Origin of the sequence: Methylosinus sp. R-45379, from assembly GCF_001644125.1 — a bacterium.
Taxonomy (GTDB): Bacteria; Pseudomonadota; Alphaproteobacteria; order Rhizobiales; family Beijerinckiaceae; genus Methylosinus.
The window spans coordinates 52,156-72,518 of record NZ_LUUM01000201.1 but is presented as its reverse complement, the minus strand read 5'-3'; the positions used below and the strand labels follow the sequence as shown (position 1 = coordinate 72,518).

Below are 20,363 nucleotides of genomic sequence, written 5' to 3'. Positions count from 1 at the left end.
GAAGGAAGACTGCGAAGGTTGCGAGAAGCCCTTTTAAGATCAGTGCGTGAAGTCGCCCTGCGTCTCGAAGAACAGCCGCAGGACTGGATGCTCGCCACAATCCTCGACCGGAATGTGCCAGAATTTCGAGTCCATCTGCGGAAAGCGCGACATGGGAAGATGAATTTCCGTCAGTCGCGAATGATTGTCACGCCCCTCGATCATCGCCTCGCCGAGCAGATGCAGCAGATCTTCCAGTCGATCCGGCACTTCCGCGACAGTGAGCGTTGTCGTGTTCGAGAGAGGGCGGGCCTTATCGTAAACGAGCTCATAATCTGCTGGTTTCATAAATCCGACCCCACGATTGCCGGCCTAATGGCAAGCAAGACGCATACCGCAGGCGGAGCAGCTAGACCATGCTGCAGCGCATCCGCCCTGCGCCTTGCGCTCACTATAGACCCCTCAAGACGAAGGTCAAAAGGAGTGCGCGGCTTTCAGGGTCCAAAAAATCACAAAAGCGTGTCAATTTTGTAACCACCTCAACCCTCGGAATTATTTATGCGATTTCCCCAGCGGTCGGAGAAGATCAATTCCTCGAGCGGCAGGCGCTTGGCCCATTGCCGAATTTCGAGCTCCGGCTGCGCATAGGCCTTGGCGACGCGGCCGACGCAGAGATAGGCCACAATGGCGATTTCCGCAGGGATGTCGAAAATCGCACGTAAATCCTGCTCTCTCAATATGCTCACCCAGCCGACGCCGATTCCTTCCGCCCGCGCCGCCAGCCAGAAATTCTGCACCGCACAAGCGGTGGAGAGGAGATCGGCCTCCGGCTGCTGGGTGCGGCCGAGCCCGGTCTGGCCCTGCCGGGAGCGGTCGCAAGTGATGCAGATATTCAGCGGCGCTTTCAAAATCCCTTGCAGCTTCAAGCTTCGATATTGCGCGCGCCGCCCCGGCGGCAGCAACGCCTCCTCCGCCTCGGCGGCGCGCTCGAAGGCGGCATGCACGGCCTCTCGCAAGCCGCGATCGCGGATGAGCAGGAAGTTCCAAGGCTGCATGAAGCCCACGGATGGCGCGTGATGCGCGGCGTCCAGCAGGCGCAGCACCTCCTCGTGAGACAATTCATCGGGCAGGAATTCGTCGCGAACGTCGCGGCGCGTGTGGATGGCGCGATAGACGGCGGCGCGCTCCTCCTCCGAGAATGGCGCGCTGGCGACGAGCGACGGCTCGGGATCAAAGACCATTTCGTCCGCTCTCCAATGCGCGCTCCAGTCGTTCCCAGGCCGCGGGCGCAGCCGGCAGGCCGAAACGAAGCCGATCCGGCCGCTCGCCGAACCTACGCGTCAATATGCCGCGCCGGGCGAAATGGGCAAACCATCGATCCGCCGCCGCATGGCGAACGAGCCGAAAAAGCGACGTTCCGCCAATGATTTCGAAGCCTGCGGCGGCGAGCAGCCCGTCGAGCCGGACGGCCTCCTGCGCGAGCGCGACGCCGCGACCCGCGAGCCAGGGCGCATCGGCGAGCGCCGCCGCGCCGATCGCCAGCGCCGGGCCGGAGACGCTCCAGGGTCCGAGCGTCGCCCGCAACGGCTCGGCGAGCGCCGCGCCGCAGAGGGCGAAGCCGAGCCGGACGCCCGGCAGCCCATAGGCCTTGCCGAAAGAACGCAAAAGCACGAGGCCATCCTCCCCCGCGTGCGGCGCGAGGCTCGCCTCGGCGGGAAGAAAATCGGCGAAAGCCTCATCGACGATGAGCAGCCCGCCCTTCGCCGCCATGGCCCGCGCCGTCTCGGCGAGGCGCGCGGCGAGCTCGAGGCGGCCGTCGGGATTATTGGGATTGACGACGACGCCGACCTCGGCCGCCGCGATCTCCTCCAATGTTTCCACGCGCGCGACCTCGGCGCCGGCGGCGCGCCAGGCGGCCGCATGCTCCTCATAAGTGAGGCCGAGGACGGAGACCCGCGTCGCCGGCCTCGAGCGCGGCAGCCAATGCAAGCGTGGCAGGCTTTGAATGAAAGCCTGCGTCCCCGCCCCCGCGACGACCTGCGCCCCAGGCCCGGCGCGATAGGCGGCGGCGGCGATGCGCTCCAGCCCCGCCAGAGCGGCGACATCCGGCAGGCGGGTGAAGACTTCCGGCGCGAGCGGCGGAAACGGATAGGGATAGGGGCTGACGCCGGTCGAGAGATCGATCCAGGGCTCCGGCGCCTGCGGAAAATGCGCCCGCGCGAGATCGAGCCGGCCTCCATGCAGGATCGACGGCAGGATCGGCGGCGAAACGCTCATCGCGCCAGCTCCAACAGCGCGTCCACGTCCAAATGACGCTCGAAATGCTCGGCGAGACCGTCCAACGTCGCCTCGATCGACTGCTCATAGGAGAGGTCCGAGGCGCTCGCGCCATGATCGCGCAGAAAACCGGCGCGCAGAGAATCATCGGCGAAAAAGCCATGCACATAGACGCCGGCGCAGCGCCCATCCACTGAGGCCGCGCCGTCGCGCCGCCCATCCTCGAAGCGCAGCAGCGGACGCGCGCAATCGGCCCCCTCTGTGCGGCCGGCGTGCATCTCATAGCCGTAGAAGGGGATATTTTCGGCGATGGTCGCGCCTCTCACCTGCTTCAGCACTTTCTCGGTCTCGAAGACCGTCTCCATATCGAGGAGGCCGAGCCCCTCCACCGCGCCGGGCGGCCCCTCGAGCCCTTGCGGATCGGCGATGCGGCGGCCCATCATCTGATAGCCGCCGCAAATGCCGAAAACGCGCCCGCCGCGACGAATATGCGCGGCGAGGTCTATGTGCCAGCCGGCCTCGCGAAAGGCGGAAAGATCGGCGATCGTCGCCTTGGAGCCCGGCAGTATCACGAGCCGCGCCTCCGCCGGCAGCGGCTCGCCCGGCCGCACCAGAATGAAGCGCACGCCCTGCTCCGCCCGCAGCGGATCGAGATCGTCGAAATTGGCGATATTGGGCAGCAGCGGCGCGGCGATCGTCAGACCGCCCTCCCCGCTCGAGGCGCCGGCGCGCAGGCCGAAAGCGTCCTCCGCCGGCAGACGCGCCGCGTCCGCGAAAAAGGGCGCGAGGCCGAGCGGCCGCCAACCGGTGCGCTCGGCGATGAAACGCATGCCTTCGTCGAAGAGCGAGGGATCGCCGCGGAATTTATTGACGATGAAGCCGCAGATCAGCGCTTCATCATCTGGATCGAGCACGGCCTTGCAGCCGACGAGCTGCGCGATGACGCCGCCGCGATCTATATCGCCGACCAGCACGACCGGGGCGTCGACGCGGCGAGCGAAGCCCATATTGGCGATGTCATTGGCGCGCAGATTGATCTCCGCCGCGCTGCCGGCGCCTTCGACCAGCACGATATCGCAGCTCGCGCGCAGGCGCTCATAGCTCTCCAGCACGGCGGACATGAGCCCCGCCTTCCATTGCTGATATTCGCGCGCGCGCGCCGAGCCGACGATTTTTCCGCGCAGCACGACTTGCGCGCCGGCGGCGCCCTGGGGCTTCAGCAGCACGGGATTCATATCGGCGGTCGGCGCGAGACGGGCGGCGCGCGCCTGCAACGCCTGGGCGCGGCCGATCTCGGCGCCGTCCGCCGTCACCGCGGCGTTGTTGGACATATTCTGCGGCTTGAAGGGCGCGACCCGCAAGCCGCGCCGCGTGAGCGCGCGCGCGAGGCCGGCGACGACCAGCGATTTGCCGACATCCGACCCCGTGCCTTGGAACATCAGAGTGACGCTCATCTAGGCCGCCTCGCAGAAGAGAAAATCGACGGCCGCCGCGACGTCATGAACGATGTGCGCCTCGCCGCCGCGCGGCGGCGTGACCATCACGACCGGCAGGCCGAGCATGCGCGCGGCTTCTATCTTCGCATAGGTCTCGCGGCCGCCGCTGTTCTTGGAGACGATGACATCGACCGCCGAGGCGCGCATCAGGGACAATTCGCTCTCGACTGTGAAAGGACCGCGCTCCAGGATCAATTGGTAGCGTTGCGGTAGATCGTTCTCCTGCGGCTGATCGATCGTTCGGATCAGATAATAATGCTGCGGCGCACACAGAAAATCCGCGAGCCCCAGACGGCCGATGGTGAGAAAGACGCGCCGCGGCGCCTCGCCCAGCGCGGCCACGGCGCCGGCATTGTCCGCGACCTCGATCCAGCGATCCCCTTCCACGGAGCTCCAAGGCGCGCGCGTGTAGACCAGCAGCGGCAGGCCCAGCGCCGCGCAGGCCGCGCGCGCATTGGCGGAAATTCGCGCCGCAAAAGGATGGGTGGCGTCGATCACGCGCTCGATGCGCTCCTCGACGAGATAGCGCGTCAGCCCCTCGACGCCGCCGAAGCCGCCGATGCGGACCGGCAGCGGCGAGGCGAGCGGCGCGCTGGTGCGGCCCGCCAGCGAGACCACCGCGTCAAGGCGCGCGTCGCCGGCGAGACGGGACGCGAGCGCGCGCGCCTCGCTGGTGCCGCCCAGAATGAGCGCCCGGATCGGCCCGGCCTTTTGCCGCAGCGCAGCGAGGGGCGCCGCGGCCGGCGTATTGGTCTGAGGCATGGCTTAGCCCTATACTCCCGCCCGTGATTATTCAAACGGAGGCTCGAGATGAAGCGGTCCTGGATGTGCGCGTCGATTTTTTCAGTCGTCGCGACCGCGGCGCTCGCCGATCCGATCGGCGAGTGGCGCGTCGCCGACGGCACCGCGCATATTCAGATCAGCCGCTGCGGGCAAGCGATCTGCGGCAAGATCGCCTGGCTGTCCGAGAAGGGCGTCGACGAGAACAATCCCGACCCCCGCCAGCGCAAGCGCTCTCTGCTCGGCCTGCCGATCCTGAATCTGAAGCTGACCGGCGACAATCAATGGACCGGCACCATCTACAACGCCAAGGACGGCCAGAGCTACGCCGCGAGCCTCGCGCTGCGCAGCGAGAAGGTGCTGCTCCTCGAGGGCTGCGTCAATGGCACCAATATCTGCGGCGGCGAGGAGTGGACGCGGGTGCGGTGAGCGGCTGGAGTGTTTTCGAGCGACGTGGGAACCGGTTCGCGTGAAGAAAACATGACATAAATAAAGGAATCGAGCGCTTTTCCGGTTCGATCTGAACCGGAAAAGCGCTCGGCGCCACTCTATTTTCCGCGCGCGAGATACTCCTCCTTCAGAATGCGTCGCAAAACCTTGCCGACATTGGTCTTGGGCAGGCTGTCGCGGAACTCGAAATGGCGCGGCGCCTTGTAATGCGTCAGCGTCTCGCGGCAGAAATCATGCAGCTCCTTGCCGGTGACGCTGGGATCGCGCGGCACGATGAAGGCGAGCGGCGCCTCGCCCGAATGCGGATCGGGAATGCCGATCACCGCCGCCTCGCTGACCTTGGGATGGCGCGTCAGCACATTCTCGACTTCATTGGGATAGACGTTGAAGCCGGAGACCAGGATCATCTCCTTGAGACGATCGACGATCTTCAATAGTCCGTCGGGCATCATCACAGCGACGTCGCCCGTGCGCAAGAAGCCGTCCTCCGTCGTCGCCGCGACCGTCTCTTCCGGCCTGTTCCAATAGCCGGCCATCACTTGCGGACCTTTGACGCAGAGCTCGCCGCGCTCGCCGAAAGGCGCGGGCTCGCCGGAAGGCAGGCGGATCGACACTTGCGTCGAGGGATAGGGATAGCCGATGGCGCCGGAAAATTCGACGAGATCGGGCCGGTTGCAGGTGATGACCGGCGATGTCTCCGAAAGGCCATAGCCTTCGATGATGGGATGGCCGGTGATCTCCTTCCATTTGCGCGCGACGACGTCTTGCGTCGCCATGCCGCCGGAAATGCAGAAGATGAGATTGGAGAAATCGACGCGCGGAAAATCGCGATGATTGGCGAGAGCCGCATAGAGCGTGTTGACGCCGGAGATCATGGTGAAGCGCGATTTGCGCAGCGTCTTCACGAAGCCGGGGATATCGCGCGGATTGGCGATGAGCAGGCAGGAGCCGCCGATCTTCACAATCAGCAGGCAGCAGGCGGTGAGGCCGAAGATGTGATAGAGCGGCAGCGCCGTCACCATCACCTGATCGAGCGGCGTCGGCAGATAGGGGCAGAGCCAGGCGGCCGATTGCGTGACATTGGCCGCTATGTTGCGATGCCGCAGCATCGCCCCCTTGGCGACGCCGGTGGTGCCGCCCGTATATTGCAGAAAGGCGAGATCGTCCGGGCCGACGTCGGCGTCGCGCAGCGGCGCCCGGGCGCCCGCGCGCAGCACGCGCGAAAAGGGCAGGCTCTGCGGCAGGCGATAGCGCCGCACCGCGCATTTCACATAGCGCGAGACGAAATTCACGATTGGGCCGCGCAGGCCGAGAAGATCGCCCGGAGCGATGACGACGGCTTTCTCGAGGTTCATCGACGGCCATGCGGCCTCGACCGTATGAGCGAAATTCTCCAGCACGAAGATCATGCGCGCGCCGGAATCGTCGATCTGATGCGCGAGCTCCTTGGGCGTGTAGAGCGGATTGACGTTGACGACGATCGCGCCCGTGAAAAGCACGCCGAAGATCAAGGGCGGATAGGCCATCACATTGGGCGCCATGATCGCGATGCGATCGCCCTTGGCGATTCCCTGCGATTGCAGCCAAGCCGCGATCGAGCGCGCGGCGTTGCCGAATTCGGCATAGGTGAGCTTGGCGCCGAAGCTCTCGAGAGCGGTGCGGCCGGAAAATTCGACGACGCTCTGGCGGAACATGTCCACGAGGGTCGAATAGCTCGCCGGGTCGATCTCGGCGGGCACGAAAGGCGGATAGGATGCGACCCAGGGGCGGGTGGCGTAAGGGTCCGACGCGAGAGTGGCGGCAGTCATTCGTGGCCTCCGGGCATGGGCGCGATCGACCGCGGCCCAGCGGTCCGCTCATTGGATTAGCGTTTGCTCGTGATAGCGACAACTCGGGATAGCGCCAATCCGCTCACGAAAATATAGCGCGCCGCGGGCGCGAGCGCAGCCCCGGGCGCGCGACGATCGTCGTCGCAGCGCAGCATCGCCGCAACTTTCGAAATTGGAAGCCTCAGGCGCCGACGGCTCCCGCGCGCATGCCGAGCAGCAGCGCGAGACCGAAGGCGAGCACGAGGAGAGCGGCGAGCAGCTCGCCCGCACGCAGCAGCGCCTCCGCGCGCGACGATCTGCGCGCGGCGAGACGCGCGGCGAAATCCTTGGCGAATACGGCCGTGGCCGCCAAGGCGCCGGTGGTGATCGCCGTGCCGGCGGACATCAGCAACGTCGCCCCGGCGCCCGCTATGAAGACGCCTTGTGACAGGGTGAAGACGAGCACGAGTATGGCGCCCGAGCAGGGACGAAGGCCCGCCGCGACGACCGTCGCCAGCGCGTCCCCCCAGCGAAAGCCGGCGCCGAGGCGGGCGGCGTCGATCGCATGCATATGGCCGCAGCCCGGGCCATGGATGTGGGCGGGATCGTCGCGGATGTCGTCGTCGATCGCTTCGCAGGCGAAGGCGCCGCGGCGCGCGACGGCGAGGACGGGCGCCGGCTCCCGCAGCGCGGCGAGCAGCGCGCGCCCTTTGACATAGGCGAGGCGCGCGCCCACGGCGGCGATGGCGGCGTAGCTCGCCGTCTCGATCCATGTCGCCGCCTCGGTCATGCGCTGCGCGGTGACGCCGAAGACAATGGCCGCCACGCCGACGAGCGCTATGGCCACCACGCCCTGCAGCAACGCCGCCAGAGCGGCGAGCGTCAGACCGCGCTTCAGCGCCGTTTCATTGGCGATCATATAGGAGGTGAGCACGGCCTTGCCATGACCCGGCCCCGCGGCGTGAAAAACGCCATAGGCAAAGCTCGCGGCCGCCAGAGTGAAGAAGGCGCCGTTGTCGGTCTTCAGCGCGCGCGCAGCGTTCTGCAGCTCCATATGGAATTTGCTCTGCCAGGCGAGCAGCAGCCCGGCGAGGCCGCTCGCCGCGCCGACCGGAGCTTCCGAAGGGCCGACGGCGAAAGGATGACGCGCCGCCTGCGCCAGCGCGGCGTCCTGCGACAGCGCGAGCGCGGCCAGCGCCAGAAGAAGCAGCGCGCGATCCCGCGGAGAAACCCTCACGGGCAGGCCACCACGATGCGCGCGGCGAGCTTCATGCCGAAATCGGCGCCGGGCGACATATTGGCGAAAAAGGCTTCGCTCAGCTTTTGCGTGTCGACGGCGAGCAGCGGCTTCGGCTCCACGACGCTGGTCGAGCAGCCCGCCGGAGCGCCGGCGAGAGTCACCGGATTTTGCTTCTCGAGATCGAAGGCGACAAAGTAGGTCGGATCATAGGTCTGGAAGGAGAAAGGCTTTTGCGCCGGCAGCGGCTTCTCCAGCGGCAGCGTGAAATGCATGGTGACGATGCGCTTGTCGTCGGCCTCGAGCCACACATCCTCCGGCGGGCCGAAGGCGGCCTTGGCGTTCTGATATTTCGCGAAGGTGAAATAATCGAATTCGGCGAGCGATTCGGCGTTGGTCTTGGCGAGCGGCGCGAGCTCCTCGCGGCTCGGCGGCTTGCCGTCCTTGCCGAGCCCTTGCAGCGCGAAGGCGGAATACATTTCGTCGAAGGTCCAGGCGTGGCGCACGCCCTTGATCTTACCGTCCGGCGTGAACACGATCTCGCTGCGCGTGGCGACCCAGACATGCGGATGCGCAGCGGCCGGGACGGCGGCGAGCGCCATGGCGAGGGTCAGCGAAGCGAATGTGAATCTTCTCGGCATAGGGGCTCTCGCCTCGATGGGGCCGCGGCGCTCGTCTCCGGTCCCGCGAATCGCTCCGGCTCCACGCGCGGACCCTCTAGTCGCGGAAGGCGGCGGAAACAGGGCCGGGCGCTCTGTTTCGACAGCTTTTTTGGCGCCCGCGAAGGCTCGCTTGCTGGCGTCGCGCGTCGTGACGTATAATGTCACGCCCGGCGCCGCAAGGACAAGCCGGGCGGGTCGCGCCGGGGGCGGCGGCGGCCGTCCCTCGCGGATGGGATACGGATTTTCACGGATGAGGAGGACGGGAGTCTTTCCGCCGACGCGCAAATCCGCAATATGACTCTTTCGGAAGCGCCTCGCGCGAGAGCTTTCGAGCGGCAACGCTTCATATGGGGAGCCGGCCTCGCGCCGCTCTCCGAGACGATGACGTCGCGCGGCCCTGCGCGAGCGGGGCGCCCCGCGAGGGCATCGCGCCGAGCGAGGAGAGAATACGTATGGCGGATGTAGTCGCCGGCGCCACGACAACCGGCCCCGCCTTCGGCGACGTGTCCCTCGCCGATCGTTTCGATCTTTCCAAGACGCATGTGCTCATCAACGGCACGCAGGCGATCGTGCGTCTTCTGCTGATGCAGAAGGAGATGGATCGTCGCGCCGGCCTGCGCACGGCGGGCCTCGTCTCCGGCTATCGCGGCTCGCCGCTCGGCGGCATGGACGCGCAGCTGCACAAGGCGAAGCCGCTCTTCGACAAGCACGACATTCTCTTCATGCCGGGCCTCAACGAGGATCTCGCCGCCACCGCCATATGGGGCGCGCAGCAGGCGGAGATGCGCGGCGACGGCAAATATGACGGCGTCTTCTCCGTCTGGTACGGCAAGGGTCCGGGCGTCGATCGCTCCGGCGACGCGCTGCGTCATGTCAATCTCGCCGGCTCCTCGCGCAATGGCGGCGTGCTGGCGCTGATGGGCGACGATCACACGGCGGAATCCTCCACCACGGCGCATCAATCCGAATTCGTCTTCGTCGATATGATGATGCCGATCCTCTCGCCGGCCGGCGTGCAGGAGATTCTCGATTACGGCCTCATGGGCTTCGCGCTGTCGCGCTACGCCGGCGTCTGGGTCGGCCTGAAGCTCATCAAGGACACGGTGGAGTCCACCGCCTCCATCGACGGCTCGCTCGATCGCGTGCGCCCGATCGCGCCGCTCGATTTTCTGCTGCCGCCGGGCGGCCTCAACATACGTCCGCGCGATCCGGTGCTGACGCAGGAAGCGCGCATGCAGGAGAGCAAGCGCGACGCCATGCTCGCCTTCATCCGCGCCAATCGCCTCAATCGCATCATCACCTCCGGCGGCCCCGCCGCCAAGATCGGCGTCATCACTGTCGGCAAATCCTATCTCGACGTGCGCCAGGCGATGGACGATCTCGGCATAGACGAGGTGAAGGCCAACGACTACGGCCTGCGCCTCTATAAGATCGCCTGCCCCTGGCCGCTGGAGCCGCAAGGCCTGCGCGAGTTCGTGCGCGGGCTCGATCTCGTCATCGTCGTCGAGGAGAAGCGCTCGCTGATCGAGGTGCAGCTGCGCGAGCAGCTCTATGGCTCCTCGCATCAGCCCATCTGCATCGGCAAGAAGGACGAGGTCGGCGAATGGCTCTTCCCGATCAAGGGCTCGCTCGACGCCAATGACATCGCCATCGCCATCGGCCGGCGCCTGCTGAATTATGTCCGCTCCGATGATCTCGAAGGGCGCGTGCGCCGGCTCGAGCAAATGCAGGAGCGGCGCAAATCACTGACCGACGTCGGCGTGCGCGTGCCGCATTTCTGCTCCGGCTGCCCGCATTCGACATCCACCCATGTTCCGGAGGGCATGCGCGCCTATACGGGCATAGGCTGCCATTATATGGCGCAATGGATGGACCGTTCGACCGAAGGCTACACGCATATGGGCGGCGAAGGCGCCAATTGGATCGGCGAGGCGCCCTTCTCGACGCGCAAGCATGTGTTCCAAAACCTCGGCGACGGCACCTACAATCATTCCGGCTCGCTCGCCATTCGCTTCGCCGTCGCGACGAAGACGAACATAACGTTCAAGATTCTCTTCAATGGCGTCGTCGCCATGACCGGCGGACAGGCGCATGAGGGCGATCTCACCGTCGAGGCCATAGCGCATCAGGTGGCGGCCGAAGGCGTCGCCAGAATCGCGCTCGTCTCCGACGAGCCGCATAAATACGCCTCCGATATCCAGTGGCCGCCCGGTCTCGACATCTATCACCGTAACGTCATCAACAGCGTGCAGAGCGAGCTGGCCGCAACGGATGGCGTCACCATTCTGATCTACGATCAGACTTGCGCGACGGAAAAGCGCCGCGGCCGCAAGCGCGGCGAATATCCAGACCCGGATGTGCGCGTCGTCATCAACGAGCTGGTCTGCGAAGGCTGCGGCGATTGCGGCCGCGCCTCCAATTGCGTGTCGGTGCAGCCGCTGGAGACGGAATTCGGCCGCAAGCGCCGCATCGATCAATCGAGCTGCAACAAGGATCTCTCCTGCCTCGAGGGCTTCTGCCCGAGCTTCGTCACCGTTCATGGCGCGCGCATGAAGAAAGCCGCGCCGACCAGCGAGACGCAATGTCCGCCGCCGCCGGAGCCCGCCGTTCCGCAGATCGGCGCGGCGCCTTATGGCGTGCTCGTCGCCGGCATAGGCGGGACGGGTGTGGTGACGGTGAGCGCCATTCTCGGCATGGCCGCGCATCTCGAGGGCAAGGGCGTCGGCGTCATCGATATGGCCGGCCTCGCGCAAAAAGGCGGCGCCGTCTATTGCCATGTGAAGATCGGCCGCACGCCCGACGAAGTTCACGCGATCCGCATCGCCGCGGGCGAGGCCGATCTCGTGCTCGGCTGCGATCTCGTCGTCGCCGGCGGCAAGCAGATTCTCGCGGCGATCGATCCTGCGCGCAGCCATGTCGTCGTCAACAGCGCCGAAGTGTTTCCCGGCGATATCGAGCGCGATCCCGATTTCGTGCTGCCGGCGCAGCTCATCGAGCGCGCAATACGCGAGGCCGCCGGCGAGCGCGTCGATTTCCTGAATGTGACGGAGCTGGCGCTGGCGCTGCTCGGCGATTCCATCGCCGCCAATATGTTCATGCTCGGCTACGCCTGGCAGAAGGGATTGCTGCCGCTCTCCGAGGCCGCGCTCTTGCGCGCGATCGAGCTGAATGGCGAGGCGGTGGCGATGAATCATTCCGCTTTCGCCTGGGGCCGCCGCGCCGCGCATGATCTTCCGAGCGTGACGACCGTCGTCTCCTCATTGCGCGAGCGCAATCCCGCGCGGGATGTGTCACATTCATTGGAAGAGGCGATCGATCGCCGCGTCGCCTTCCTCACCGATTATCAGAACGCCGCTTACGCCGCCCGCTATCGCGCACGCGTCGACGCCGTCGCGCGCCTCGAGAAGGAGCGCGTTCCGGGAACGAAGGAGCTGACCGAGGCGGTGGCGCGCGGGCTGTTCAAGCTGATGTCCGCCAAGGACGAATTCGAGGTGGCGCGGCTCTACACGGATGGCTCTTTCCAGCGCCAGCTCGCCGAGATCTTCGAGGGCGATCTGCGCATGGAGCTGCATCTCGCGCCCAATCTCGTCGCCTTCCAGCGCAAGAACGACATTGGCGGATCGCGCAAGATCACCTTCGGCCCGTGGATGTTCCATGTGCTGAAATGGCTGGCGCGCTTCAAGGGCCTGCGCGGCACCATCCTCGATCCCTTCCGTCCCGACAGCGACCGCATCGCCGAGCGCAAGATGCTCGCCGATTATCAATTGCTGCTGGACGATATTCTGCCGCGTCTGTCGCCGGCCAATCATGCGACAGCTGTGGCGCTGGCCCGCATACCGGAGAAGATTCGCGGCTTTGGCCATATACGCGCCCGCAGCGTGCTGGAGGCCCGCGCCGAAATCGCGCGGCTCTATGGCGAATATTACGCGATCAAGCCCGATCTGAAGATGGCGGCGGAGTGAGGGTGAAGAGGCCGTAATGAACCCGCTCCACCCTCCCCTTCAGGGGGAGGGTCGGCTGGCGATAGCCCCGGCGCTTGCGACGGGCGTTCTTCGCAGAACGCCCTATGGCCGGACGGGGTGGGGTTCAATGGCAAAGACTCGGGGCTTCACCCCCGCCCGAGCGCCTGCGGCGCTTTCAGCAGAAACGATCTCCCGCCTCGTCGATCGCCGCATAGAGCGCGTCGAGCTCGCTCGCCTCTATGCAATAGGGCGGCAGAATATAGATCGTGTTGCCGAGCGGACGCAGCAGCAAGCCGCGCGAGATGAAGAATTCATAGAGCGCCGGCCCGATGGTCGCGAGATAGCCGGCGTCGCGGGCGCGCAGATCGAGCGCCGCTATCGTGCCGATGCGCCGCACATTGGTAAAGCGCGCGTCATTCGCGAAGCGCAGCAGCCGCTCCTCCTGCATCGCCGAAAGACGCGCGATGCGGCCGCGCACATCCTCGCTCTCCCATATGTCGAGATTGGCCAGCGCCGCCGCGCAAGCGATGGGATTGGCGGTGAAGGAGCTCGAATGAAAGAAAGTGCGCGCGCGATCGGTGGAATAATGCGCCTCGAAAATCTCCGCCGAGCACATGGTCACGGCGAGCGGCAATGAGCCGCCGGTGATGCCCTTGGCGTAGCAGGCGATATCGGGAACGATCCCCGCCTGCTCGCAAGCGAAGAGCGTTCCGGTGCGGCCGAAGCCGGTCATCACCTCATCGGCGACGAAGAGCACGCCATGCGCGGCGCAGATGCGCCGCATCTCGCGCAGCGTATCGGCGCCATAGACGAGCATGCCGCCCGCGCCGAGCACGAGCGGCTCGACGACGAAAACGGCGGCGTCGGCGCCGCGGCAGGCCGCCTCCAGCGCGTCGAGCGTCTGCTGCTCGTAGCCTGCGCTCGGAAAAGGAATGCGCGTCACATCGAAGAGCAGCGGCTCATAGGCCGTGTTGAAGACGGAGCGCGCGCCGGTCGACATGGCGCCGATGGTGTCGCCGTGATAGCCATGCTCGAGAGCGATGACGCGATTGCGCGCGACGCCGCGATTGCGGAAATAGCCGAGCGCCATTTTGATCGCGACCTCCACCGATGTGGAGCCGCTGTCGGAATAGAACAGATGATCGAGCCCCGGCGCCGTCAGCGCGACGAGCCGATGCGCCAACGACTCGGCCGGCTCATGGGTGAAGCCGGCGAAGATGATCTGATCGAGCCGATCCGCCTGATCCTTGATCGCCTGCACGATCCTCGGATGGCGATGGCCATGGGTGATGACCCACCAGGAGGAAATGGCGTCGAGAATGCGGCGGCCATCCGCGCATTCGAGCCAAGCCCCCTCGCCGCGCGCGACGAGGATCGCGTCTTTCTGCAGCGCATGCTGTGTGAAAGGCCGCCAGACCGGCGATGTCATTACCGTCTCCTTTGGCTGTCGTCATTAGAATTCTGGCACCATAGCCTCGATTATATGCGTCCATCGCAAGAATAGCGAGAAAGAGATTATCGGAGACCGCCATGTCATTGGCCCCCTGATGATTTAAAATTGCCGCCATGAAGGATGTTCGACAGGGCCGGCCCACCCCCTGCGAACTGACCATCAAGGTAGCCGCCTTTGAGCGCGGCCAACCACCCCAGCTGTTTCTCAATACCTGTCGTTACTGGATCGCTGGTCATCTCGATCGTCGCACGTTTCAAGCGCACGCTGAGGCCGAAGCTCTCTGCGAGATCATTCGGATCGACCGCCTCCACCGTCTTCGGATCATCGATGTCGCGAAAGCGCACGAGAAACGGGATTTCGTTGTCGATCAGGTCGCCGCCGCCCGTCGAGGACAAGTTTTTCTGGAATGCCGGATCGGCGTCTTGCAGTTTTTCCCCGCGCAGCGCCACAAGCGCCGGCAGATAGGCTGCATGGTCCACTGAGCCGAGCCCGCCATTTTCGCCGCGCCCCGCGAGCAGCGCGAACAGTAGCCCGCGCGCGCCGAGATCGACGACGACCGCCTGGCCTATCACCTCGTGATTGGTGCTTTTGCCCTCGAAATGCGTTTCCCATGTCCGCACCTCGATGACGCTCGAACCTGTCTTCGCGCCTTCCGGCGTCTCGACGTCCAGCGTCAGGCGGTAGCGATACGCCGCGCCGGAACCCGGCTTGTCGCAGCCCGCGAGCGCCAACGCGCCGCCGAGCGACGCCGCAATGGAAAGGAACGAACGCCGCGCCATCATGCCGCGCGCTCGTCGATGCGGCGCGCATTGTCGTTCGCCGCGACGTAGCCGGAGCGCCGAAGTTCGTCCGCGCGAGAAACGCAGCGACGAAGCAATCCAGGAGCCGCCTCATGGCTCTGGATTGAGTGGCTGCGCTCGCAATGACGAAGGGGCGTCATTGCGGAAGACTCGAATCGAGATCGGCGAGCCGGAAATGCGCGAGAAAAGCCTCGCGCAGCGTCCCGGCGTCGAGCGGCGCGACGAACGGCAGACGGCCGAGCGCGCGCGCGCCGGAGAATTTCGCGATTATTCGCTGCGTATCCTCATTCTCCTCGCCGATGAAGGCGACGCCGAGGATCGGAATGTCGCGCCGTCGCAGCGCCTCGAGCGACAATAGGCTGTGATTGATCGTTCCGAGCGTCGTGCGCGCGCAGAGCACGGCCGGAAGCCGCCAGCGCGCCAGCAGATCGATCGTCAGACACGCTTCCGTCAGCGGCGTCATCAGCCCGCCGGCCGTCTCGATGACGAGCGGCGCGCGATCCGGCGGCGAGAGACGCGCCGGATCGATCTCCACCCCGTCGAGGCGCGCGGAAAGATGCGGCGAGGCCGCCGTGCGGAGGCGATAGGCCTCGGGCAGAAGCCTCTCTTCGGAAAGCCCCGAGAGCCGCGCGACAGCCATTGTATCCGTCTCGCCCTCGAGGCCCGATTGCACGGGCTTCCAATAATAGGCTCCGAGCGCGCCGGCGAGCGCGGCGGCAAACACCGTCTTGCCGACATTGGTGTCGGTTCCCGCGACGACGAGGCGCGTCATGCCGGCAAATCCGCGAGCGCATGCGCCAGATCGTCGACCATAGTGGCGATCTGCGCCTCGCTCACATGCAGAGTGAGCGAGATGCGCAGACGCGCGGTTCCTTCTGCGACAGTCGGCGGGCGGATCGCGCGAATATCATAGCCCTGCGCCTGCATCGCCGCGGCCAGCGCCAACGCGCGCGCATTGGAGCCGACGATGACGGGCGCGATCTGCGATTGCGGCGGCGCGAGCCCCGCCCCCTCCAATTTGCGCGCGGCGACCGCGACGCGCGAGCGCAATGCGACGCGGCGGCCTTCCGCCTGCTCCACGATCGGCAGCGCGGCGCGAACGCAAGCGGCGACGAGCGGCGACGGCGCCGTCGCGAAGATGAATTGCCGGCAGCGATTGATGAGGAATTCGCGCAGCGTCGCGGGCAGCAGCACGAGGCCGCCGGAGACGCCGAGCGCCTTGCCGCAAGTGTGCAGCGTGACGACGTTCTCGCGACCCTCGAGCGCGGCGGCGAGGCCGCGCCCGCCGGGGCCGTGGACGCCGGTCGCATGGGCCTCGTCGATGAGGAGAAAGCCGTCGTGACGCGCGGCGATCTTAGCGAGCGCGTCGAGCGGCGCAAAATCGCCGTCCATGCTGTAGAGGCTCTCGACGACGACCCAGGGCCGGCCCGTTCCGCCGCCGCGGCGCCATGCGACGATCTGATCCACGAAAGCGTCGGCGTCATTATGCGCGGCGGCGACGCTCTTCGCGCGCGAGAGCCGCATGCCCTCATGCGCGCTGGCGTGCACGAGCGCATCATGGACGATGAGATCGCCCTTTTGCGGCAAGGTCGAGAGCAGCGCCTCATTCGCCGTGAAGCCGGCGCCGAAAAAAAGCGCGCTCTCCGCATGGAAAAAGGCCGCAGCCTCGCGCTCCAGCGCCTGATGCTCCTCATGGTCGCCGCGCAGCAGCCGCGAGCCGCCGGCGCCGACGGGAACGCCGCGCGCCAGCGCCGCGGCGGCGGCGGCGCGCAGTTCCTGCGACTCGGCGAGCGCGAGAAAATCATTGGAGCTGAAGTCGAGCCCACGGCGCGGCGCGAGCGCGCGCAAGCGATCCTGCGCCGAGAGGCTCGCGAGGTCCGCGGCGTAGAAGTCGAGCATTCCGCCCGCGCGATCTGTCGTCACTCGATCCTTCCCGGCTCGCCCGGATCGTCATGCGACTTTCGTCGCGCCGGGGGAGCCGGTTAAATAGCCGGGCGGCGACGGGACGGCAAGAAAGCCCGACACACCGCTTTTCATCCGATCGAAACTTGAAAAACCTTCCCGCCAACGCGATCTGAGCAGAAAGAGGATTCCCATGTCCATCGACGACAGCCGAGCCGAGACCGATCCGCCGTCGCGGATCGCATGGCCGCCTTTGCTGCTCCTCGCGGCGATCGCCGGCGGGGCGCTGCTCGATTTGCTTCTGCCGCTCTCCGAGGGCGCTTGGCCACTGGGCGCGCGCATCGCCGGCGGCCTCATCGTCGCGCTCGCGCTCGCCAATGATCTCTGGTGCGCATCGCTGATGCGCCGGCAAGGCACCACGATCCGCCCCGATCGCGCCGTCTCGAGCCTCGTCACCGCAGGGCCTTACCAATGGTCACGCAACCCCATCTATGTGTCGCATGTGGCGCTGATCGCGGGCCTCGGCCTCGCCCTCGGCTCGACATGGATGCTCCTGCTCACGCCCGTGGCGGCCTTTCTGCTGCAGCGGCTGGCGATAGAGCGGGAAGAGCGCCATTTGTCGCAACGGTTCGGCGCAGAGTTCGACGCCTATGTCGCGAGAACGCGCCGCTGGTTGTAGACTGAGGCGAGAGGAGCGAATCGAGAGGAGCTGATCCAATGGCCGACGCCTCGACTCGCGCAGACTCGCCCGCCGACGCGCATCTGTCCTTCGGCGTGCGCGGAATGACCTGCGCCTCCTGCGTTTCTCATGTCGAGAAGGTGCTGCGCGGCGCGCCGGGCGTGGTCTCGGCCTCGGTCAATCTCGCGACAGAGCGCGCCGATGTCACGCTCACGCCGGACGCAGACCTCGCGCAGCTTGCCCGCGCGGTGGACGAGGCCGGCTATGAGCCAGCGATCGAGACGATCGAATTCGGCGTCGGCGGCATGACCTGCGCCTCCTGCGTCGCCCATGTCGAAAAAGCGCTGCGCGCCGTGCCGGGGGTGATCGCGGCCGAGGTCAATCTCGCGACGGAGCGGGCGCGGGTGCGCGCGCTCGGCGGCGGCGACATGGCCCAGGCGCTGGCCAAGGCGCTGCGCCGCGCGGTGGCGGAAGCCGGATATGAGCCGCGCGAGCTCGAGACAGGCGCGAAAGCCGCCGATCGCGAGAGGTCCGCGCGCGAGCAGGACGCCGCGTCGCTGCGCAAGCGCCTCAACGTCGCGGCGGCGCTCAGCGCGCCGGTCGTCTTCCTCGAGATGGGCGCGCATACGATTCCGGGGCTCGGCGATTGGCTCATGGCCGCCATCGGCCATCAGACCATTCGCTATCTCTCCTTCATTCTCGCGACGCTGGTGCTCGTCGGGCCGGGCCGGCCCTTCTATGAGAAGGGCTTTCCCTCGCTCTGGCGCGGCCATCCGGATATGAACTCGCTCGTCGCCATCGGCACGATGAGCGCCTATCTCTATTCCGTCGTCGCCACTTTTGCGCCGAGCCTGCTGCCGCATGGCGCCGCCGATGTCTATTACGAATCCGCAGTCGTCATCATCACGCTGATCCTGTTCGGCCGCACGCTGGAGGCGCGCGCCAAGGGCCGCACATCGGAGGCGATCCGCGCGCTCGCCGCGCTGCAGCCCAAGACCGCGCGCGTGCTGCGCGGCGCCGAGCAGATCGAGCTGCCGATCGACGATGTCGTCGTCGGCGATTTCGTCGCCGTGCGGCCGGGCGAGCGTATAGCGACGGATGGAATCGTCGTCGACGGCGCCTCTCATGTCGACGAATCGATGATTACCGGCGAGCCGGCGCCCGTCGGCAAGCGCAAAGGCTCGGAAGTGACCGGCGCCACGGTGAACACGACCGGCGCCTTCACCTTCCGCGCGACGCGCGTCGGCGCGGATACTGTGCTCGCCGGCGTCATTCGCATGGTGGAGCAGGCGCAAGGCGCCAAGCTGCCGATTCAGGCGCTGGTCGATCGCGTGACCGGCGTCTTCGTGCCCGCCGTGCTCGCCATCGCCTTCATCACCTTCATCGTCTGGCTCGCCTTCGGCCCGCAACGCGACGTCTCTTACGCTCTGGTGGCGGCTGTCGCCGTGCTCATCATCGCCTGCCCCTGCGCCATGGGCCTGGCGACGCCGGCCGCCATAATGACCGGCACGGGACGCGCGGCCGAGCTCGGCATTTTGTTTCGCAAGGGCGAGGCGTTGCAGAGCCTGCGCGATGTGACGCTGATCGCCTTCGACAAGACCGGCACGCTGACGCGCGGCAAGCCGGAGCTCACCGATCTCGAAGCCACGCCCGACGTTTCCGCCGATGATGCGCTGCGGCTCGCCGCCAGCGTCGAGGCGCGCTCGGAACATCCGATCGCCGGCGCGCTGGTCGCGGCCGCGAAAGCGCGGGGGCTTTCCCTCGTCGAGGCGCGAGACTTTTCGGCGACGCCCGGAATGGGCGTCGAGGCGACGGCGGACGGGCGCAAGATCGCCGTCGGCGCCGCCCGTTTCATGACGGCGCTCGGCCTCGATATTCAAGCATTCAACACAACCGCGGCGCGGCTCTCCGCGGAAGGCAAGACGCCGCTCTATGTCGCGATCGATGGAAAGCTCGCGGCCATTCTCTGCGTCGCCGATGCACTCGAGGAGACGAGCGTCGCCGCCGTCGCCGCCCTGCATGCGCAAGGCGTCGCCACGGCGATGATCACCGGCGACGACGAGCGCACGGCGCGCGCCATTGCGGCGAAGCTGGGCATAGACGAGGTGATCGCCGGCGTGCTGCCGGAGGGCAAGGTGGCCGCGTTGCAGCGCCTACGCGAAGGGCGGAGGATCGCCTTCGTCGGCGATGGCGTCAATGACGCGCCGGCGCTCGCCGCCGCCGATGTCGGGATCGCCATCGGCACGGGAACCGACATTGCGATCGAGGCCGCCGATGTCGTGCTAATGTCCGGCCATGTGTCGAAAGTGCCGGCCGCGCTCGCGCTCTCGCGCGCGACGATGCGCAATATCGCGCAGAATCTCTTCTGGGCCTTCGCCTATAATGTGATTCTGATTCCCGTCGCGGCGGGCGCGCTCTACCCCGTCAATGGAACGCTGCTCTCGCCCATGCTCGGCGCCGGCGCCATGGCGTTTTCCAGCGTCTTCGTGCTGACGAATGCGCTGCGGCTGCGGCGCTTCCAGCCGCCGGTGGGGGCGAGCGCGACGAGCTTTGAAACGCCTATGAGCGTGGAGGAGAGCGAGCCTGAAGGCTCGCAGTCCATAGCGGCGTCGGAACGCGAGCCTTCAGGCTCGCTGCTGCAAGTCAGTGAGGAGGAAAACGATATGACGACGACATTCGACGTTCAGGAAATGTCTTGCGGCAAATGCGTGAAGCATGTGACCGAGGCGGTGCAGAAGGCCGAGCCGCAGGCGCAGGTGAAGATCGACCTCGCCACCGGCAAGGTCGAGGTCTCGCCCTCGCCCAAGGACCCCGAAGGTCTCGCCCAGATCATCACCGACGCCGGCTATCCGGCGCGGGTCGCGGCCTGAGCGCGCGC

16 protein-coding genes are annotated in these 20,363 nt (G+C 66.5%); 4 read left to right on the top strand and 12 right to left on the bottom strand.

Annotated features, from left to right (window positions below; translation table 11 throughout):
• Positions 1-39: 39 nt before the first annotated feature.
• The 5 genes from A1351_RS08660 to A1351_RS08640 form a co-directional block, all read right to left on the bottom strand.
• Positions 40-327, bottom strand: coding sequence for a hypothetical protein (locus tag A1351_RS08660; protein ID WP_024880486.1), 288 nt, complete (start codon positions 325-327; stop codon positions 40-42).
• 191 nt (positions 328-518) lie between these two features.
• Positions 519-1,220 carry a 5,6-dimethylbenzimidazole synthase gene (bluB, locus tag A1351_RS08655; protein WP_064032776.1) on the bottom strand — a complete coding sequence of 234 codons (702 nt, stop codon included), beginning with the start codon at positions 1,218-1,220 and terminating at the stop codon, positions 519-521.
• Positions 1,210-2,256, bottom strand: coding sequence for a threonine-phosphate decarboxylase CobD (gene cobD / locus A1351_RS08650; protein WP_064032775.1), 1,047 nt, complete (start codon positions 2,254-2,256; stop codon positions 1,210-1,212). Before cobD ends, bluB begins: the two co-directional genes overlap by 11 nt.
• Entirely contained in the window at positions 2,253-3,710 is a 1,458-nt protein-coding gene (locus tag A1351_RS08645; RefSeq protein WP_198162313.1) for a cobyric acid synthase, read from the bottom strand. Before A1351_RS08645 ends, cobD begins: the two co-directional genes overlap by 4 nt.
• Positions 3,711-4,514, bottom strand: a complete 804-nt coding sequence (locus tag A1351_RS08640; RefSeq protein ID WP_083967240.1) for a cobalt-precorrin-6A reductase — start codon at positions 4,512-4,514, stop codon at positions 3,711-3,713.
• Positions 4,515-4,562: 48 nt separating this feature from the next.
• Here A1351_RS08640 and A1351_RS08635 point away from each other — a divergent pair, with 48 nt between their 5' ends.
• A complete protein-coding gene (locus tag A1351_RS08635) occupies positions 4,563-4,961 on the top strand; it encodes a DUF2147 domain-containing protein (RefSeq protein ID WP_024880491.1) in 399 nt (132 codons plus the stop codon).
• 119 nt (positions 4,962-5,080) lie between these two features.
• On the opposite strand, the gene A1351_RS08630 is transcribed toward A1351_RS08635, so the two are convergent.
• The 3 genes from A1351_RS08630 to A1351_RS08620 all read right to left on the bottom strand — a co-directional run bounded on the left by A1351_RS08630 (position 5,081) and on the right by A1351_RS08620 (position 8,668).
• Positions 5,081-6,790, bottom strand: coding sequence for an AMP-binding protein (locus A1351_RS08630; RefSeq protein WP_064032774.1), 1,710 nt, complete (start codon positions 6,788-6,790; stop codon positions 5,081-5,083).
• 202 nt (positions 6,791-6,992) lie between these two features.
• Positions 6,993-8,027 (bottom strand): nickel/cobalt transporter, encoded by a 1,035-nt coding sequence (locus A1351_RS08625; RefSeq protein WP_083967239.1) that lies wholly within the window; start codon positions 8,025-8,027, stop codon positions 6,993-6,995.
• Positions 8,024-8,668, bottom strand: a complete 645-nt coding sequence (locus A1351_RS08620; protein WP_024880494.1) for a DUF1007 family protein — start codon at positions 8,666-8,668, stop codon at positions 8,024-8,026. The genes A1351_RS08625 and A1351_RS08620 overlap by 4 nt, the downstream gene beginning before the upstream one ends.
• Positions 8,669-9,141: 473 nt before the next feature.
• Between A1351_RS08620 and A1351_RS08615 the strand changes: the two genes are divergently transcribed.
• Positions 9,142-12,651 (top strand): indolepyruvate ferredoxin oxidoreductase family protein, encoded by a 3,510-nt coding sequence (locus A1351_RS08615; RefSeq protein ID WP_064032801.1) that lies wholly within the window; start codon positions 9,142-9,144, stop codon positions 12,649-12,651.
• Between the two features lie 175 nt (positions 12,652-12,826).
• Here the strand turns inward: A1351_RS08615 and A1351_RS08610 are convergent, their stop codons facing one another.
• The 4 genes from A1351_RS08610 to A1351_RS08595 all read right to left on the bottom strand — a co-directional run bounded on the left by A1351_RS08610 (position 12,827) and on the right by A1351_RS08595 (position 16,803).
• On the bottom strand, positions 12,827-14,080 hold the full coding sequence (locus A1351_RS08610; protein ID WP_064032772.1) for an adenosylmethionine--8-amino-7-oxononanoate transaminase: 1,254 nt from the start codon (positions 14,078-14,080) through the stop codon (positions 12,827-12,829).
• 104 nt (positions 14,081-14,184) lie between these two features.
• Complete coding sequence (locus A1351_RS08605; protein ID WP_157096211.1) at positions 14,185-14,886, bottom strand: hypothetical protein; 702 nt, start codon at positions 14,884-14,886, stop codon at positions 14,185-14,187.
• A gap of 154 nt (positions 14,887-15,040) precedes the next feature.
• Complete coding sequence (bioD, locus tag A1351_RS08600) at positions 15,041-15,676, bottom strand: dethiobiotin synthase (RefSeq protein WP_064032770.1); 636 nt, start codon at positions 15,674-15,676, stop codon at positions 15,041-15,043.
• Positions 15,673-16,803 (bottom strand): 8-amino-7-oxononanoate synthase, encoded by a 1,131-nt coding sequence (locus A1351_RS08595; RefSeq protein WP_064032769.1) that lies wholly within the window; start codon positions 16,801-16,803, stop codon positions 15,673-15,675. Before A1351_RS08595 ends, bioD begins: the two co-directional genes overlap by 4 nt.
• A gap of 196 nt (positions 16,804-16,999) precedes the next feature.
• Between A1351_RS08595 and A1351_RS08590 the strand changes: the two genes are divergently transcribed.
• Together A1351_RS08590 and A1351_RS08585 are read left to right on the top strand one after the other, a co-directional pair.
• Entirely contained in the window at positions 17,000-17,485 is a 486-nt protein-coding gene (locus A1351_RS08590) for an isoprenylcysteine carboxylmethyltransferase family protein (protein WP_064032768.1), read from the top strand.
• Between the two features lie 38 nt (positions 17,486-17,523).
• A complete protein-coding gene (locus A1351_RS08585) occupies positions 17,524-20,355 on the top strand; it encodes a heavy metal translocating P-type ATPase (protein ID WP_064032767.1) in 2,832 nt (943 codons plus the stop codon).
• Positions 20,356-20,363 lie beyond the last annotated feature (8 nt).

Coding starts and splice junctions, on each gene's coding strand:
- A1351_RS08660 (WP_024880486.1), bottom strand. CDS start 327: ATGAAACCAGCAGATTATGAGCTCGTTTACGATAAGGCCCGCCCTCTC.
- bluB (WP_064032776.1), bottom strand. CDS start 1,220: ATGGTCTTTGATCCCGAGCCGTCGCTCGTCGCCAGCGCGCCATTCTCG.
- cobD (WP_064032775.1), bottom strand. CDS start 2,256: ATGAGCGTTTCGCCGCCGATCCTGCCGTCGATCCTGCATGGAGGCCGG.
- A1351_RS08645 (WP_198162313.1), bottom strand. CDS start 3,710: ATGAGCGTCACTCTGATGTTCCAAGGCACGGGGTCGGATGTCGGCAAA.
- A1351_RS08640 (WP_083967240.1), bottom strand. CDS start 4,514: ATGCCTCAGACCAATACGCCGGCCGCGGCGCCCCTCGCTGCGCTGCGG.
- A1351_RS08635 (WP_024880491.1), top strand. CDS start 4,563: ATGAAGCGGTCCTGGATGTGCGCGTCGATTTTTTCAGTCGTCGCGACC.
- A1351_RS08630 (WP_064032774.1), bottom strand. CDS start 6,790: ATGACTGCCGCCACTCTCGCGTCGGACCCTTACGCCACCCGCCCCTGG.
- A1351_RS08620 (WP_024880494.1), bottom strand. CDS start 8,668: ATGCCGAGAAGATTCACATTCGCTTCGCTGACCCTCGCCATGGCGCTC.
- A1351_RS08615 (WP_064032801.1), top strand. CDS start 9,142: ATGGCGGATGTAGTCGCCGGCGCCACGACAACCGGCCCCGCCTTCGGC.
- A1351_RS08610 (WP_064032772.1), bottom strand. CDS start 14,080: ATGACATCGCCGGTCTGGCGGCCTTTCACACAGCATGCGCTGCAGAAA.
- A1351_RS08605 (WP_157096211.1), bottom strand. CDS start 14,886: ATGATGGCGCGGCGTTCGTTCCTTTCCATTGCGGCGTCGCTCGGCGGC.
- bioD (WP_064032770.1), bottom strand. CDS start 15,676: ATGACGCGCCTCGTCGTCGCGGGAACCGACACCAATGTCGGCAAGACG.
- A1351_RS08595 (WP_064032769.1), bottom strand. CDS start 16,803: ATGCTCGACTTCTACGCCGCGGACCTCGCGAGCCTCTCGGCGCAGGAT.
- A1351_RS08590 (WP_064032768.1), top strand. CDS start 17,000: ATGTCCATCGACGACAGCCGAGCCGAGACCGATCCGCCGTCGCGGATC.
- A1351_RS08585 (WP_064032767.1), top strand. CDS start 17,524: ATGGCCGACGCCTCGACTCGCGCAGACTCGCCCGCCGACGCGCATCTG.